12 protein-coding genes and 1 pseudogene are annotated in these 13,962 nt (G+C 57.1%); 5 read left to right on the forward strand and 8 right to left on the reverse strand.

Going from position 1 to position 13,962, the window contains the following annotated elements; all coding sequences use genetic code 11:
* Nucleotides 1-124 precede the first annotated feature (124 nt).
* From ACIQ0R_RS06105 to ACIQ0R_RS06115, 3 genes and pseudogenes are all read right to left on the reverse strand, one after another.
* A pseudogene (locus ACIQ0R_RS06105) lies at nt 125-1,160 on the reverse strand (NADP-dependent oxidoreductase).
* Nucleotides 1,161-1,271: 111 nt separating this feature from the next.
* Nucleotides 1,272-2,429, reverse strand: a complete 1,158-nt coding sequence (locus ACIQ0R_RS06110; RefSeq protein WP_395824968.1) for an iron-containing alcohol dehydrogenase — start codon at nt 2,427-2,429, stop codon at nt 1,272-1,274.
* A 101-nt stretch (nt 2,430-2,530) separates the two neighbouring features.
* Nucleotides 2,531-3,142 carry a TetR/AcrR family transcriptional regulator gene (locus ACIQ0R_RS06115; protein ID WP_395824971.1) on the reverse strand — a complete coding sequence of 204 codons (612 nt, stop codon included), beginning with the start codon at nt 3,140-3,142 and terminating at the stop codon, nt 2,531-2,533.
* Between the two features lie 63 nt (nt 3,143-3,205).
* On the opposite strand from ACIQ0R_RS06115, the gene ACIQ0R_RS06120 reads away from it, so the two are divergent.
* Both ACIQ0R_RS06120 and ACIQ0R_RS06125 read left to right on the forward strand, forming a co-directional pair.
* On the forward strand, nt 3,206-3,745 hold the full coding sequence (locus tag ACIQ0R_RS06120; protein WP_395825001.1) for a LysR substrate-binding domain-containing protein: 540 nt from the start codon (nt 3,206-3,208) through the stop codon (nt 3,743-3,745).
* 30 nt (nt 3,746-3,775) lie between these two features.
* On the forward strand, nt 3,776-3,898 hold the full coding sequence (locus ACIQ0R_RS06125) for a hypothetical protein (RefSeq protein WP_395824974.1): 123 nt from the start codon (nt 3,776-3,778) through the stop codon (nt 3,896-3,898).
* 21 nt (nt 3,899-3,919) lie between these two features.
* Here the strand turns inward: ACIQ0R_RS06125 and ACIQ0R_RS06130 are convergent, their stop codons facing one another.
* Nucleotides 3,920-5,026, reverse strand: a complete 1,107-nt coding sequence (locus ACIQ0R_RS06130) for an NADH:flavin oxidoreductase/NADH oxidase (protein WP_395824977.1) — start codon at nt 5,024-5,026, stop codon at nt 3,920-3,922.
* Nucleotides 5,027-5,091: 65 nt separating this feature from the next.
* Nucleotides 5,092-6,888, reverse strand: coding sequence for an ABC transporter transmembrane domain-containing protein (locus tag ACIQ0R_RS06135; RefSeq protein ID WP_395824980.1), 1,797 nt, complete (start codon nt 6,886-6,888; stop codon nt 5,092-5,094).
* A 321-nt stretch (nt 6,889-7,209) separates the two neighbouring features.
* Here ACIQ0R_RS06135 and egtD point away from each other — a divergent pair, with 321 nt between their 5' ends.
* Together egtD and egtB are read left to right on the forward strand one after the other, a co-directional pair.
* Nucleotides 7,210-8,184, forward strand: coding sequence for an L-histidine N(alpha)-methyltransferase (gene egtD / locus ACIQ0R_RS06140; RefSeq protein ID WP_395824983.1), 975 nt, complete (start codon nt 7,210-7,212; stop codon nt 8,182-8,184).
* Nucleotides 8,185-8,223: 39 nt separating this feature from the next.
* Entirely contained in the window at nt 8,224-9,438 is a 1,215-nt protein-coding gene (gene egtB / locus ACIQ0R_RS06145) for an ergothioneine biosynthesis protein EgtB (protein WP_395824986.1), read from the forward strand.
* Between the two features lie 23 nt (nt 9,439-9,461).
* Here the strand turns inward: egtB and ACIQ0R_RS06150 are convergent, their stop codons facing one another.
* Entirely contained in the window at nt 9,462-10,370 is a 909-nt protein-coding gene (locus ACIQ0R_RS06150; RefSeq protein ID WP_395824989.1) for a LysR family transcriptional regulator, read from the reverse strand.
* A gap of 197 nt (nt 10,371-10,567) precedes the next feature.
* Here ACIQ0R_RS06150 and ACIQ0R_RS06155 point away from each other — a divergent pair, with 197 nt between their 5' ends.
* On the forward strand, nt 10,568-11,185 hold the full coding sequence (locus tag ACIQ0R_RS06155) for an FMN-dependent NADH-azoreductase (RefSeq protein ID WP_395824992.1): 618 nt from the start codon (nt 10,568-10,570) through the stop codon (nt 11,183-11,185).
* 259 nt (nt 11,186-11,444) lie between these two features.
* Here the strand turns inward: ACIQ0R_RS06155 and leuA are convergent, their stop codons facing one another.
* Nucleotides 11,445-13,151 (reverse strand): 2-isopropylmalate synthase, encoded by a 1,707-nt coding sequence (leuA, locus tag ACIQ0R_RS06160; RefSeq protein ID WP_395824995.1) that lies wholly within the window; start codon nt 13,149-13,151, stop codon nt 11,445-11,447.
* Nucleotides 13,152-13,696: 545 nt separating this feature from the next.
* A complete protein-coding gene (locus ACIQ0R_RS06165; protein ID WP_395824998.1) occupies nt 13,697-13,837 on the reverse strand; it encodes a DUF3096 domain-containing protein in 141 nt (46 codons plus the stop codon).
* Nucleotides 13,838-13,962: the final 125 nt, after the last annotated feature.

Here is a 13,962-nt window from a genome sequence, read left to right on the forward strand (position 1 = left end):
GATCCTGCGCAAGCTGCGGCTTTTTTGCGCTGCGTTTCTGGTAATGCTTTGGCCGATGTGGCGTATGGCGACTGTCACGGCTTGAGACAATTATTGGGAAATGGGATTGTTCAGGGCGGACTACTTATTTGTCGCCGGCGCGTATCACCAGCTTGCCGAAATTCTTTCCTTCCAGCAGGCCGATAAAAGCTTGCGGAGCATGCTCCAGCCCGTCAACGATATCTTCCCGGTATTTCATCTTCCCGGCGGCGATCCAGCCGCTCATCTCTTTGAGGAACTCCGGATAGCGGTGGCCATAGTCGTCGAAAATGATGAAGCCTTGCATCTTGATGCGGCGCGTCAGCATGTTGCGCATCAGTGCCGGCAGGTGGTCCGGACCTTGCGGTTTGCTGGTGGCGTTGTAGTTGGCGATCAGCCCGCACAGCGGCACGCGGGCGCGCGCGTTGAGCAACGGCAGCACCGCGTCGAAGACGGCCCCGCCGACGTTTTCGAAATAGACGTCGATGCCTTTGTCACAAGCCGCAGCCAGTTGTTGCGGGAAATCTGTCGCGCGATGATCGACACAGGCGTCGAATCCCAATTCTTCTATTGCGTACTTGCATTTGTCGGTGCCGCCAGCGATGCCGATTACGCGACAACCTTTGAGCTTGGCAATCTGTCCGACTACCGAGCCGACTGCGCCAGTGGCGGCCGCCACGACGACGGTGTCATCGGCCTTGGGTTGGCCGATATCCAGCAAGCCCATGTAGGCGGTGAAGCCTGGCATGCCGAGCAGGCCCAGCGCGTAAGACGGTTTGCCTAGTGTGGGATCGAGTTTGCTCAAACCTTTGCCATCCGACAGCGCATAGTCTTGCCAGCCGCTGTAGCTCAGCACCAGATCGCCGATCTGGTAATCCGCATGTGCGGACGCCTCGACGCGCGACACGGTGCCGCCAACCATAACTTCACCGACGCCGACCGGCGCGGCGTAAGAGGGGGGCGTCGCTCATGCGGCCGCGCATGTACGGATCAAGCGAGAGGTAGATGGTGCGCAACAGCACCTGACCGGCCGCAGGTGTCGGCACCGGGCTCTGCTCCAGCCTGAAGTTGTCTGGGGTCGGGGCGCCATGCGGGCGTGAGGCCAGCAATATGCGGCGGTTGACGGCTTTGCTTTGTGACATGTTTGCTGCTCCTGGTTGGATTGCATACCGGCTTTATGTCGCGCTACGTTGCATGGCGTTGCATTGCCGGTATGCTGCGGATTGCTGCGCTATTAGTTTCGCAAATTGGGCTTATAAGGCGGCTTCTAAAATAGTGCGGCTGACTTCAAGAGTGTGGTCCCGATGCTCGCCCAGGGTTGTCATGCCGTGCTTCCGGAGTTGTTCCAGCACGGTGTCGATGGCATCCTGCCCCAATTTATAATCCGACAAACGGGTCTTGATACCAAGGCTTTCAAAGAAATTGCGGGTCCGCTCAATGGCCAGATCGATACGTTCATTCTCGCTACCTTCGGTGATGTGCCAGACGCGTTCAGCATATTGCAGCAGCTTGGCGCGTTTGCTGTCACGGCGCACCGATAGCAAAGACGGCAGCACGATCGCCAGTGTGCGGGCGTGATCGATATCGTATTGTGCGGTCAGTTCATGGCCCATCATGTGCGTTGCCCAATCTTGCGGAACACCTGCACCGATTAAGCCATTCAGCGCCAGGGTAGCAACCCACATCAGGTTGGTGCGGGCATCGTAGTCGTTTGGCTCGGCCAGCACGCGTGGCCCGGTTTCGATCAGGCTCAACAGTAAGTCCTCGGCAAAACGATCCTGAACCATTCCTTGCACCGGATAGGTCAGGTACTGTTCTACTGTGTGGACAAAAGCATCGACCACGCCGTTAGCGATCTGGCGCGGTGGCAGGGTAAATGTCTTGCTCGGATCAAGGATCGAGAATTGCGGGAATACCAGCGGGCTATGAAAAGCCAGCTTGGCCTGGATCGATTTGCGGGTGACGACGCCACCGTTGTTCATTTCCGAGCCGGTGGCTGGCAACGTCAGCACACTGCCGAATGGCAGGGCGCTGGTGATGTTGGTGCCGCGCTTGACTGCGATGTCCCAGGCGTCGCCTTCGAAATTTGCCGCCGCAGCGACAAATTTGGTGCCGTCAATCACTGAGCCGCCGCCTACCGCCAGCAAAAAATCGATATTCTTGCTGCCGACTTGCTCAACTGCCCGCATCAACGTTTCATAGCTTGGATTAGGCTCGATGCCGCCGAATTCGTGGATCTCGCGCTTGCCAAGTGCGGCCTTGACTTCGTCGAGCGCGCCGGTTTTTTGTGCGCTGGCACCGCCGTACAGAATCAGTACGCGTGCGCTTGGCGGCACCAGATGGGCGAGTTTGGCGATGCTGTCGCGGCCGAAGACGATCTTGGTGGGATTGTAGAATTCAAAATTCAGCATGGGATTTCCTTTGACAAGTAGACCGCTCAACTAATTCAAACGGTAAAAATTCGACGCGCATGCCAGCAAGCAAGCGCGCTTGATCGTGATTCATGAATAAATCAGGGTGAAGCCAGTACGTCCAGGGTGATTTTCATCGCGCTTTCGAGCGGGCTGCGGTCGCGCTGAAGCTTGGCCAGAAGGCTTGCGCCTAGCCATAGCTGATAAAGCATTTGTGCCGTTGTATTGGGCTTCAGTCTGGCTTGCAGAGAGCCGTCGCTGATGCCTTCCGCTATACAGTCGGCGAGGCGGGCCATGACTTGTTGCGTGCCGTCGCACAGGGCCTGGCGCATGTCGTCCGACAGGTCGGCTACTTCAGCACTGAGTTTAACCACCAGACATTTATCCATGGTCTCGACCCCGGCTTGGGTCTCGCGCCAGTTGCTCCAGTAGTGCAGCAAACGCTCGCGGGCCGGCTCAAGGGCTTGCTGACCCGGCCCGGCGGCGCTCTGCAAGAGCTGCTCAAGTGCGCGCCGATAGTCTTCAACATATTGTTCCATCAACGCCTTGCCATACTGTTCCTTGGAGGCGAAGTAGTGATAGAAGGAACCTTTTGGTATTTCCGCTGCACTTAGAATCTCGCTCAGGCCAACGCCTGAGAAGCCTTTGACGGCGATGATTTTCTGTCCGGCGTCGAGAATATGGCGTCTGGTTGTGTCGTAGTTGGTTTGCATGATGTTTTCTATTGTGGACCAAAATTAGACCGGTCGTCTAATTTCTTGAAGGGGCTGGAGGTGATGGAGAAAATTGCGGCGCCGGTGGCCGCGTTCGAGGCTCACGGCACGGCCCGGGTATTCCACATCGCTACGCTGGATTACCTTAACGTGTTATTGATCCCATCCATCATTGAGCAGATTCGCCGCCGGGCATCGGGTGCCAGCATGATGGTGCATGCGCTGGATGCCAATCTGGATTATGCGAATGCGCTGGAAACCGGCCGCTTCGATCTGGTCATCGGCAACTGGCCCGATCCGCCTGAACACCTGCATCTGGCGCAACTGTTCGATGACGATGTGGTGTGCATGATGCATCGCGATCATCCGGTGGCGAAGAAGGGGCTGACCCTCAAGTATTACCTGGAAATGCCGCATCTGGCGCCGCCCCCGTACATCGAAGGACATCGCAGCGCTATCGTTGCGGCGCTGGCCGGGCAGGGTTTGAAGCGCAACGTACAGGTGACGATTCCGTATTTCGCGCTGGTGCCGCATGTGCTGTCAAAATCCGATCTGATCTTTACTACCGGCAGGCAGTTTGCCGAGCATATCAACCAGGAGTAGCCGATCGGCATATTCGCGCTGCCTTTCGACATGCCGAAGATGCGTTTCTACATGCTCTGGCATGCGCGCTCGCATTTGGCGCCGGATGCAGTCTGGCTGCGCCGTTTGATTGCCGAAGTGGCGGCCGGTCTGGATATGTCGACCGGCCGCTGATGCGGCGGACTGAAACCTGGATTATTTTTGGCTGTAATCGATGCTTGGCCGCTGTGGCGATTTGCGTGAGGTCGCGCGCATATATTGTGGCGGCCACGCGGTGACATCGTTGAGGGCATCGGCAGCATGCAACGGCCAATACGGATCGCGCAGCAGCTCGCGTGCCAGCAAGACCAGATCGGCCTGTTCGGTGCGCAATATGTGCTCGGCCTGAATAGCATCGGTAATCATGCCGACTGCACCGCTGGGGATGCCGGCTTCATTGCGCACGCGTGCGGCAAACTGAGTTTGATAGCCAGGTCCGACCGGAATATCGGCCGCAATATTGCCACCGCTCGACACATCGACCAGATCGACCCCGGCCGGGCCCAGCAAGCGGCTCAACGCCACTGTTTCGTCCGCGTTCCAGCCGCCGCCAACCCAGTCCGTGGCCGACACGCGCACCAGCAAAGGCAGGTCATCCGGCCACACCTGGCGTACCGCTGCGACGACTTCCAGCAGCAGGCGGGTGCGATTCTCAAACGATCCGCCATATTGGTCGCTGCGCTGATTGCTGATCGGCGACAGGAACTGATGCAGCAGATAGCCGTGCGCGGCGTGGATTTCTACGACCTTGAAGCCGGCTTGATGCGCCCGCACCGCAGCATCGGCGAAAGCCTTGATCACGTTGTGGATGCCATCGACGGTCAATGCAGTCGGGGTGTTGTAGCTGGGGTCAAACGGAAGCGCCGACGGCGCCTCGGTTGGCCAGCCGCCTTGTTGCGGTTCCACGCGCCCCTGTTGTTCTTCCCATGGGCGCCAGACGCTGGCCTTGCGGCCGGCATGGGCTAACTGAATGCCGGCGACTGCGCCTTGCTGCTCGATGAAATGGGCGATGCGCTGTAACGACGCGATGTGCTGGTCCTTCAAGATGCCGAGGTCTTGTGGCGAAATACGGCCCTGCGGCAAGACTGCACTGGCTTCAAAAATCACCAGACCGGCACCGCCGACGGCTCGGCCGCCGAGATGCACCAGATGCCAGTCGTTGGCAAAACCGTCGTCTGCCGAGTACCGGCACATCGGTGCGACGGCAATCCGGTTGGCCAGCGTCACGCTGCGCAAAGTGAGGGGCGAAAATAATTTGCTCATATCGATTTCCTGTTGCCGATGCGCTGCCGGAAGAGCTGCTCGGATCCTGCAGCAACAACGGGGGGTTAAGATTCGGTGATGTTGTTGAACTGCAATGCGGCCAGGCTGGCATAGAGCCCGTTCTGTGCTACCAACTCAGTATGCGCGCCTGATTCCACCACATGGCCGTGCTCCAGTACGATGATGCGGTCGGCGCGCTGTACCGTCGCCAGGCGATGTGCGATGACCAGCGTGGTGCGGCCGATCATCGCCGCTTCCAGCGCACCTTGCACGGCGCGTTCCGATTCGGCATCGAGGGCGCTGGTGGCTTCGTCCAGCAGCAACAGCGGCGGGTTTTTCAGAAGTGCGCGGGCAATCGCGATGCGTTGCCGCTGGCCGCCGGAGAGACGCACACCGCGCTCGCCGAGGAACGATTGATAACCTTCCGGCAGACGCACAATGAATTCATCGGCGGCGGCCATTTTAGCGGCTGCAATCACCTCAGCATCGCTGGCGCCGACCCGGCCGTAGCGGATATTTTCCATTGCATTGGCGGAGAATATGACCGTGTCCTGCGGTACGATGCCGATCGCATCGCGTAAGGTATGCAAATCCAGATACTTGATGTCGACGCCGTCGAGTTTGATGCTGCCTTGTTGCGGATCGTAGAAGCGCAGCAGGAGCTGGAACAGGGTAGTCTTGCCAGCGCCTGACGGACCAACCACGGCAACCGTCTCTCCGGGCCGGATATCGAGCGACAAGCCATGCAGCGCAGCACTTTCAGGGCGTGACGGGTAGCGGAAGCCGATGTTGTTGAGGCTCAGCGCCGCGCCTTGCGCGGTGCGCGGCGGCAGGCTGTCCGGTAACAGCACCGATTGCACCGGCGATTGCGCCGATAACAGCTCCAGCAGTCTTTCCGTCGCGCCGGCAGCACGCTGGGCATCGCCCATGACTTCAGCCAGAGCGCCGATGGACCCTGCCAGCAGCGCCGCATACAGAATGAACTGACCGAGTTCGCCGCCGCTCACGCGGCCCTGGACCACGGCATGCGCACCCAGCCACAACACAAATACGATGGCGCCGAACACCAGCAGAATTACCATCATGGTCAGTACCGAGCGGGCGCGGATGCGTTCCATCGCGGTACCGAATGCATTTTCCACCGAAATACTGAAACGTTGCGCCTCGATATTTTCATGGGTGAACGCCTGGACTGTTGGCATGGCGTTGAGAATTTCGCCAGCCATCGCCGAGGCGTCGGCAACCCGGTCTTGCGAGGCACGCGACAGCTTACGCACACGGCGACCGTAAAACACGATCGGCAGCACCACCAGCGCCAGCATGACGATGATGATCAAACTCAGTTTAACGCTGGTGATGAATAGCATCGCCAGGCCGCCGATGAACAGCAACCCATTGCGCAGCGCCATCGAGATGCTGGTGCCGACCAGCGCCTGGATCAGCGTGGTGTCGGTGGTGATACGCGATAGCACTTCACCAGTCTTGGTGGTTTCAAAGAATTGCGGGCTCTGCGTCACGACATGTGAATACACGGCACTGCGCAGGTCTGCGGTGACGCGCTCGCCGAGCCGCGACACCATGTAGAAGCGCGCTGCGGTGGCTACACCCAATATGCACGCAACGCCAAACAGCGCCAGGAAGTACAGATCGATATGGCTGGCTCCCTGGATGCCTCCGGTACTAAAGCCGAGGTCAATCATTTGCCGGAACGCATAAGGGATTGCCAGCGTCGCACCGGCTGCGATCAGCAGCGCAATGCTGGCCATCACGAACTGGCGCTTGTATGGGGCTAGGAAGGGAAGCAGTCCGACGAGCGCGCCTAAACTACGCTTTTGAGGTTCTCTGGAAGGTGTGGTTGTCATGTCGCTTCGGTTGGCTTGCTGGTCGTTGGATAATTTCTCGCCGTTCGCTGGGCGTTATTACGGGCAGTTGGTGACATTAATTTTCTGGCAATGTTGTGCGGCTTTGCATGGTAATGCGGGAAGAGCCGCGCAGCCATGCACATTCTTCTGAGATGAAGCTACAACCATTTATCGAATATCGATATACTTTGCTCATGGCATGGCGGCTAGCACACGGTTGCTAGTGTAGTGGATGTTGCGTCAAGGCGCAGGATCTGAATCGAATGATGTGGATTCAATCAACGAAATGATTTCTGATTATCACGATTCCAGGAGAATCCTTTGGCTCAACTGCAGCAACCGGTGCCTCTGCAAACCTGCGTAGCAGCACCCGCGATTCAACATCAATTGGTCGCAGGCCTGTTGGCGGCACACGCTTATACCTCCCCGAAATATCTCTATGACGTGCTCGGCTCGCGTCTGTTTGCGGCGATCTGTGAATTGCCTGAATATTATCCAACCCGCACCGAGGCGGCGATCTTACAAAAACATGCTAGCCAAATCGCCGCCGCGGTCGGGCGCGATGCCATCCTGATCGATCTGGGAGCCGGCAATTGTGCAAAGGCGGCACGCTTGTTTTCTACCCTGCAACCGCGACAATATGTGCCGATCGATATTTCCGAACAATTCCTGCAGGAGTCGGTCAACGCCCTGCGGCAGCAGTTTCCGCAGATCGAAATGACTTGCCTCGGCATGGATTTTTCGTCCGAGTTGGAGCTGCCTCCAAGCATCGCCAGGCAGCGCCGCCAGTTTTTCTATCCGGGGTCGTCAATCGGCAATTTTTCGCCACTTGAGGCGCTCAAATTCCTGTGCCGCATCCGCAAGGCGATACCTGGCGGCGACCATCATGGCGGCTTGCTGATCGGGGTTGATCTGATTAAGGACACAGCAATTCTGAATGCAGCCTATGACGATTCGCTCGGTGTTACCGCCGCCTTCAACCTGAATCTGCTACATCACCTGAATCGCCTGCTCGATGCCGATTTCAGACCGTCGGACTGGTGTCATCGTGGTTTCTACAACGCTGAGCAGCATCGCATCGAAATGCACCTCGAAGCGCGCGACGATGTAACCGTGCATTGGCAGAACGGCGGTATCCGCCGCTTCGCGCGCGGCGAGCGGATTCATACCGAAAGCAGCTACAAATATACCCAGCAAGGCTTTATCGAATTGCTGCAGCAGGCCGGATTCGGCCAGGTCCAGACCTGGAGCGATCCGCGTAAATGGTTCATGGTCTGTCATGCCCATCCGGCATGAGCCCTACTACAGACGGCAACCGAAAGAGCGGATAATACGATGCGACATCTGGCACGTCTTTTTTCTACTGTACGCGACGAAACCGTGCGGCTGGTGCAGCCCCTGTCGGAGGAGGATTGCTGCGTGCAATCGATGCCCGATGCAAGCCCGGCAAAATGGCATCTTGCACATACCACCTGGTTTTTCGAGACCTTCATCCTGGAGCGCTTTGAAGCCGATTTCCAACCTTTTCATCCGGCCTTCCGGGTACTGTTCAATTCTTATTATGAAGGTGTCGGCGAGCAGCACCCGAGAGCACAGCGCGGCTTGATCACGCGGCCGTCGCTGGCCGAAGTGCAGGCGTATCGGCAGAACGTCGATCAACGCGTGCAGCAGTTGCTGGCGCAGTCTTCGGCCGCCGAAGAGGGCACCAACGCAGAGCTGGACACGCTCGTCGCGCTTGGCTTGCAGCACGAGCAGCAGCATCAGGAGTTGTTGTTGACAGATATAAAGCACCTGCTGTCGATAAATCCGTTGAAGCCGCCATACCGCGTATCCAATCCGATATCGGATGACCACCACATCAGCGCAGCGGCAGCAACGGTGGAGTGGCAGAAATTCGATGCCGGGGTGATTGAAATCGGGTATGCCGGCCAAGGATTTTTTTTCGATAATGAAACGCCGCGCCACCGGCAGTTTGTCGAACCGTTCTCGATGGCCTCGCGTCTGGTCAGCAATGGCGAGTACCTGGCTTTCATCGAAGACGGTGGCTACCGGAATCCGTTGCTGTGGCTATCGGCCGGTTGGGATTGGGTGACGCAGCATAAATTGACACATCCGCTTTACTGGCAAAGGGCGCATGCGCAATTCGATTCTTCATGGCGCGAATTTACCTTGCATGGATTGCAACCGCTGGTCTTGCATGAGGCGGTCACCCATCTATCGTATTTCGAAGCGGAGGCTTATGCCCGCTGGGCGCAGGCGCGTTTGCCGAGTGAGGCCGAATGGGAATGTGCCGCGGCGACGCTGGGGCAAGATTACTTCGGCCGCGCCTGGCAATGGACCAGCAGCAGCTATGCGCCATACCCCGGCTATGCGGCGCTGCCTGGCGCCGTTGGTGAGTACAACAGCAAGTTCATGGCGAACCAGTATGTGCTGCGCGGATCGTCATCGGCCACGCCCGGCGGCCATGCACGCCTGACTTACCGCAATTTTTTTCCTGCCACTGCGCGGTGGCAGATCACTGGTATCCGGCTGGCGCGCTGCGCCAGTTAGCTTGGCTTCACGCTCGGTTTTACTCAAGCAGCCGGATAGAAATTGGTCAATTTCTCGATCAAGAAATCGACGAAAACACGCACTGCAGGCAGCAATCCACGTTGTGTCGGATACACCACTTGTAAGTGGCCCGTTGGCATCGACCAGTCTGGTAGCACTTGTACCAGTGTTCCTTGTTTTAACTCTTCGCTGCAATATTCTGTCGGTAGCATTGTGAGCCCCAGGCTGCGCAAGGCGGCACGCTTGCGCAGTGTAAAGTCCTCAACCGCCAGCCGTGGCTGCGCCACCAATTCATAGCGTTCGTGTTCCGGACCGATCAGCAACAGATGCACACGGCGGTCGGCGTCAACCGCACCCAGAAAAGGCAGCTTGACCAAATCGCGCGGGTGTCGGGCGATCGGGTATCGGGCCATCAACTCTGGAGTTGCCACCAGACACGCCGACGCCGCGCGTAAGCGTCTGGTAGCGAGGTTGGGGTCTTCGTCGTCGGCGGTTCTGACTCGTACCGCGACATCGACGCCTTCCTCCAGCAAATTGACGCGACGATTGGTGAACATCAGATCGATATTGACCTTCGGGTAGCGTTCCAGGAATGCCGGCAGCGCCGCCGCCACCTCCGATTGCGCTATCGCTACTACGCAACTGACACGGATGGTGCCGCTCGGTTCGGCCAGTGAGCTGGTCGCCGCCAGTTCAGCTGCCTCAGCCGCCGCAATCACCACCTGGCAATGCTGGTAGTAGCGGCTGCCGAGGTCGGTCAGCGCGATGCCATGCGTATTGCGTTGCAGTAAGCGCGCGCCAAGGCGCGTTTCCAGTGCCGATATACGGCGTGACAGGCGTGATTTGGGAACGCCCAGGTTACGTCCGGCTGCGGTGAAACCACCTTGTTGCACTACGCTGGCAAAGAAATACAGATCATTCAGGTCTTGCATGACGGTCTTTCACTGTTCTATATTTGGGACAATGTATCTTATTTTTGCTATCTAGTTCTGTTTTTGATAGGTCGGTATCATGCGCTCAGCGGTCATAGAACTAGTATCTGACCAGCAACTTCAAATTCTTTTGGCATCGATAAATACGGATCGCTATGGATTTGGACTGATTCATCATTTAATCGAACGGACATATCATGAAACTGTTGCATATTGATTCCAGCATCCTCGGTGACGCTTCGGCTTCGCGCCAATTGACCCGCGAAGTTGTGGCAACTTTGCGAGCAGCGGATGCCGGCCTGCAAGTGACCTATCGCGATTTGAGTGCCGACGTGACTTCGCATTTGAGCGGCGCTACTTTTGCGGCCAAAGGCACGCCTGCGGAACAGCGTAACCTGGCACAAAAGCTGGAAGTTGAACTGAGCGAAGCGATCCTCAACGAATTCATGGCATCCGACGTGATCGTGGTCGGCGCACCGATGTACAACTTTACGGTGCCAACTCAACTCAAGTCCTGGATTGACCAGATTTTTGTCGCTGGCGTGACTTTCCGTTACAGCGAAACTGGCCCGGAAGGCTTGGCCAAGGGCAAGCGCGTCATCATCGTCTCGACTTCCGGCGGCAAGCACGCAGGCGGCGCCACCGGCGTTGGCCATGAAGACTACCTGAAAGTAGCATTCGGTTTCCTCGGTATTACTGACATCGAAATCGTTCGCGCCGATGGCCTGAACTATAGCCCTGAAGCCAAGCAAGCCGCTTTCACCGCAGCGCGCGCAAGCATTGGTAATCTGGCGAGCGCATCGGTAGCTGCTTGATTGCAGTAGTCCTGGTACGAAAAAAACCGCTACTTGATAGCGGTTTTTTTCGTCTGCGTTTTTGCGCGCCTTGCCAGGCAGGTCGCGCGTAGGTAGCGCGCCGGTATCAGCGGGTTACTGGCACCGGGCGCTGATGCTAGCGTAACGGCAAGGTATGCCGTGCTGCATGAAGTCGTCGCCGTGTGATCGCCACGGCCACGACTGCAACGCTTTTTGAAGCGTTATGCCTGAGCGTTGATCCTTTTCATATTTTGGCCTGTTATGCCGCTGCAGCGCTGCTGGTGATTGCCTGGTTGGCGGCCTCGCCGGCAATGTCAATCTGCCGGTTTACTGCATTCAGGATCGCCTTGAAGGAAGCTGTCAGCGTATTGGCGTCAATCCCGACGCCGAATCCGGTCGGCGCATCGTTGAGGCGCAATTCGATATAGCTCGCCGCTTGTGCATCGGCGCCAGCGCTGATGGCGTGTTCATGGAAATCCATCAGCTTGATATCCAGCCCCAGCGCATTGACGAAGGCATCGATCGGACCGTTGCCATGGCCGCTCAGCGTATGCGCCTGACCATCGCGCTGGATGTCGATTTCAATCTTTACCGGTTGCGCCTGGTTTGAATCCTCGCTCATGCGATGAGCGCGATAAACATAGGGCGATTGCTTGTCGAGATATTCCTGCTTGAAAATTCGATAGATGTCGCTAGCGGCGATTTCCTTGCCGGTCGAATCGGCGGCTTTCTGGATGGCGCGGCTGAACTCGATTTGCAGGCGGCGCGGCATGGCCAAGCCGTATTCCTGTTCCAGCAGATACGCCATGCCGCCCTTGCCGGATTGGCTATTCACCCGGATTACAGCATCGTAGCTGCGGCCCAGATCGGCCGGGTCGATTGGCAAATAGGGGATTTCCCAGATGGCGTCGGCCTTCTGTGTGGCAAAGCCTTTCTTGATTGCGTCCTGGTGCGAGCCGGAGAAGGCGGTAAAAACCAGATCGCCCACATAAGGATGGCGCGGATGAACCGGAATCTGGTTGCAATCTTCCACGCATTGGCGCACTTCGTCGATATCCGAGAAATCGAGTCCCGGATTGACGCCTTGGGTGTACAAGTTCAAGGCCAGTGTCACAAGGTCAACGTTGCCGGTACGCTCGCCATTGCCGAACAAGCAACCTTCGACGCGATCGGCACCGGCCATTACGGCCAGTTCGGCAGCGGCAACGCCGGTGCCGCGGTCGTTATGTGGATGGACGCTGATGATCGCGGCGTCGCGGCGTGCCAGGTGACGGTGCATCCACTCGATCTGATCGGCGAATACATTCGGTGTGCTGCACTCGACTGTGGTCGGCAGATTAAGGATGACTTTGCGGTTTGGTGTGGCTTGCCAAGCGTCCATTACGGCATCGCAAACTTCCTTGGAGAAATCCAGTTCGGCCATGCTGAAGGTTTCCGGCGAATATTCGTAGCGCCATTGGGTTTCCGGACGGGCATCGGTCAGCTCCTTGATCAGACGCGTACCGGAAACCGCAATTTCCTTGACTTCGTCACGGTTCTTGTCAAAAACGATACGGCGCCATGCCGGGGCGATCGGGTTATACAGGTGGACGATGGCTTGTTTGGCATCCTTGAGCGAATCGACGGTGCGGCGGATCAGGTCTTCGCGCGATTGCGTCAAGACGATGATGGTGACATCGTCTGGAATATGATTTTCGTCGATCAGCTTACGCACAAAGTCAAAATCGGTCTGTGAGCCCGAAGGGAAGCCAACCTCGATTTCTTTGAGGCCGATCTTCACCAGCAGCTTGAAGAAACGCAACTTACGATCGGCATCCATCGGTTCGATCAGCGCCTGGTTGCCGTCGCGCAAATCGGTGCTCATCCAGATCGGCGCTGCGCTGATAACCTGATTCGGCCAGGTACGGTCACTCAAAGGGATCGGCGGAAACGGGCGGTACTTGGAAGCAGGGTTAGGCAACATCATGATAGAGATCTCCTGAAGCTGTTGAAATGTACTAATAAACAAAAATCGAAAACGGATTCGGCGGCGCTGCGAAGGTTGCTGGCTGCCACTCGGAAATCAACGCGAGGCCAGTCAACCGGTCGTTAGCGACAGCAGTAGCGGTAGGGTGGGGGTGCGAGCAGTCGCGGCAAGCAGGTTGCGGAGCATGGCGCAGATAGTGCGGGAAAGCGGCTTGATGTACATGGAATCCTGCTTTTAAACATTGGGATCCGGTCTTGGAACCCAGTTTTACTACTGTTGATTTGTCTGGCTGGCAGTGTTGCTGTGAAGCTTTGCCGAGTTGCCCCTTATTCTGGGGCCAGGATCATAGAGCGCGTAGTAGCGATAGCGCTAGTAGCGGTACTGGCAGCATCGCTGGCAGGACGCCAGCAACGTGTAGTAAAGAGCAGGATTGGATGCGTGTGGAAAACATTGAGCAAATGTATGGGATAGCGTTGATCCTTGTCAAGCGCGAGTTGCGAGATTGGGCGAAATATCTGGAAATCGATGCAGATCAGTTGTAAAAATCATCTGCTGCCGAACAGACCTATCAGTCCGATGACGATCAGGTACAAAGCGATAATGTAGTTCAGCAGACGCGGAATAACCAGAATCAGCACACCGGCGATCAGTGAAACGATGGGTGTCAGGTGAAGGTAGGTGAGCATGTGAGCTTCCCCCGAAATTTAGTCTTCCATAGGTAACGTAAAATCAACGATCCTTTGGAAAGACCAGCAATGAAGAAGATACCAAAACAGATGTACACGGCGGAGTTCAAGGAGCTAGCCGTGCA

The sequence above is a fragment of the Collimonas sp. genome (assembly GCF_044339385.1).
GTDB lineage: Bacteria > Pseudomonadota > Gammaproteobacteria > Burkholderiales > Burkholderiaceae_D > Collimonas.

Excerpts from the sequence above, each read along its gene's own strand:
- ACIQ0R_RS06110 (WP_395824968.1), bottom strand. The coding sequence starts at position 2,429 with ATGCTGAATTTTGAATTCTACAATCCCACCAAGATCGTCTTCGGCCGC.
- ACIQ0R_RS06115 (WP_395824971.1), bottom strand. The coding sequence starts at position 3,142 with ATGCAAACCAACTACGACACAACCAGACGCCATATTCTCGACGCCGGA.
- ACIQ0R_RS06120 (WP_395825001.1), top strand. The coding sequence starts at position 3,206 with ATGGAGAAAATTGCGGCGCCGGTGGCCGCGTTCGAGGCTCACGGCACG.
- ACIQ0R_RS06125 (WP_395824974.1), top strand. The coding sequence starts at position 3,776 with ATGCCGAAGATGCGTTTCTACATGCTCTGGCATGCGCGCTCGCATTTG.
- ACIQ0R_RS06130 (WP_395824977.1), bottom strand. The coding sequence starts at position 5,026 with ATGAGCAAATTATTTTCGCCCCTCACTTTGCGCAGCGTGACGCTGGCC.
- ACIQ0R_RS06135 (WP_395824980.1), bottom strand. The coding sequence starts at position 6,888 with ATGACAACCACACCTTCCAGAGAACCTCAAAAGCGTAGTTTAGGCGCG.
- egtB (WP_395824986.1), top strand. The coding sequence starts at position 8,224 with ATGCGACATCTGGCACGTCTTTTTTCTACTGTACGCGACGAAACCGTG.
- ACIQ0R_RS06150 (WP_395824989.1), bottom strand. The coding sequence starts at position 10,370 with ATGCAAGACCTGAATGATCTGTATTTCTTTGCCAGCGTAGTGCAACAA.
- ACIQ0R_RS06155 (WP_395824992.1), top strand. The coding sequence starts at position 10,568 with ATGAAACTGTTGCATATTGATTCCAGCATCCTCGGTGACGCTTCGGCT.
- leuA (WP_395824995.1), bottom strand. The coding sequence starts at position 13,151 with ATGATGTTGCCTAACCCTGCTTCCAAGTACCGCCCGTTTCCGCCGATC.
- ACIQ0R_RS06165 (WP_395824998.1), bottom strand. The coding sequence starts at position 13,837 with ATGCTCACCTACCTTCACCTGACACCCATCGTTTCACTGATCGCCGGT.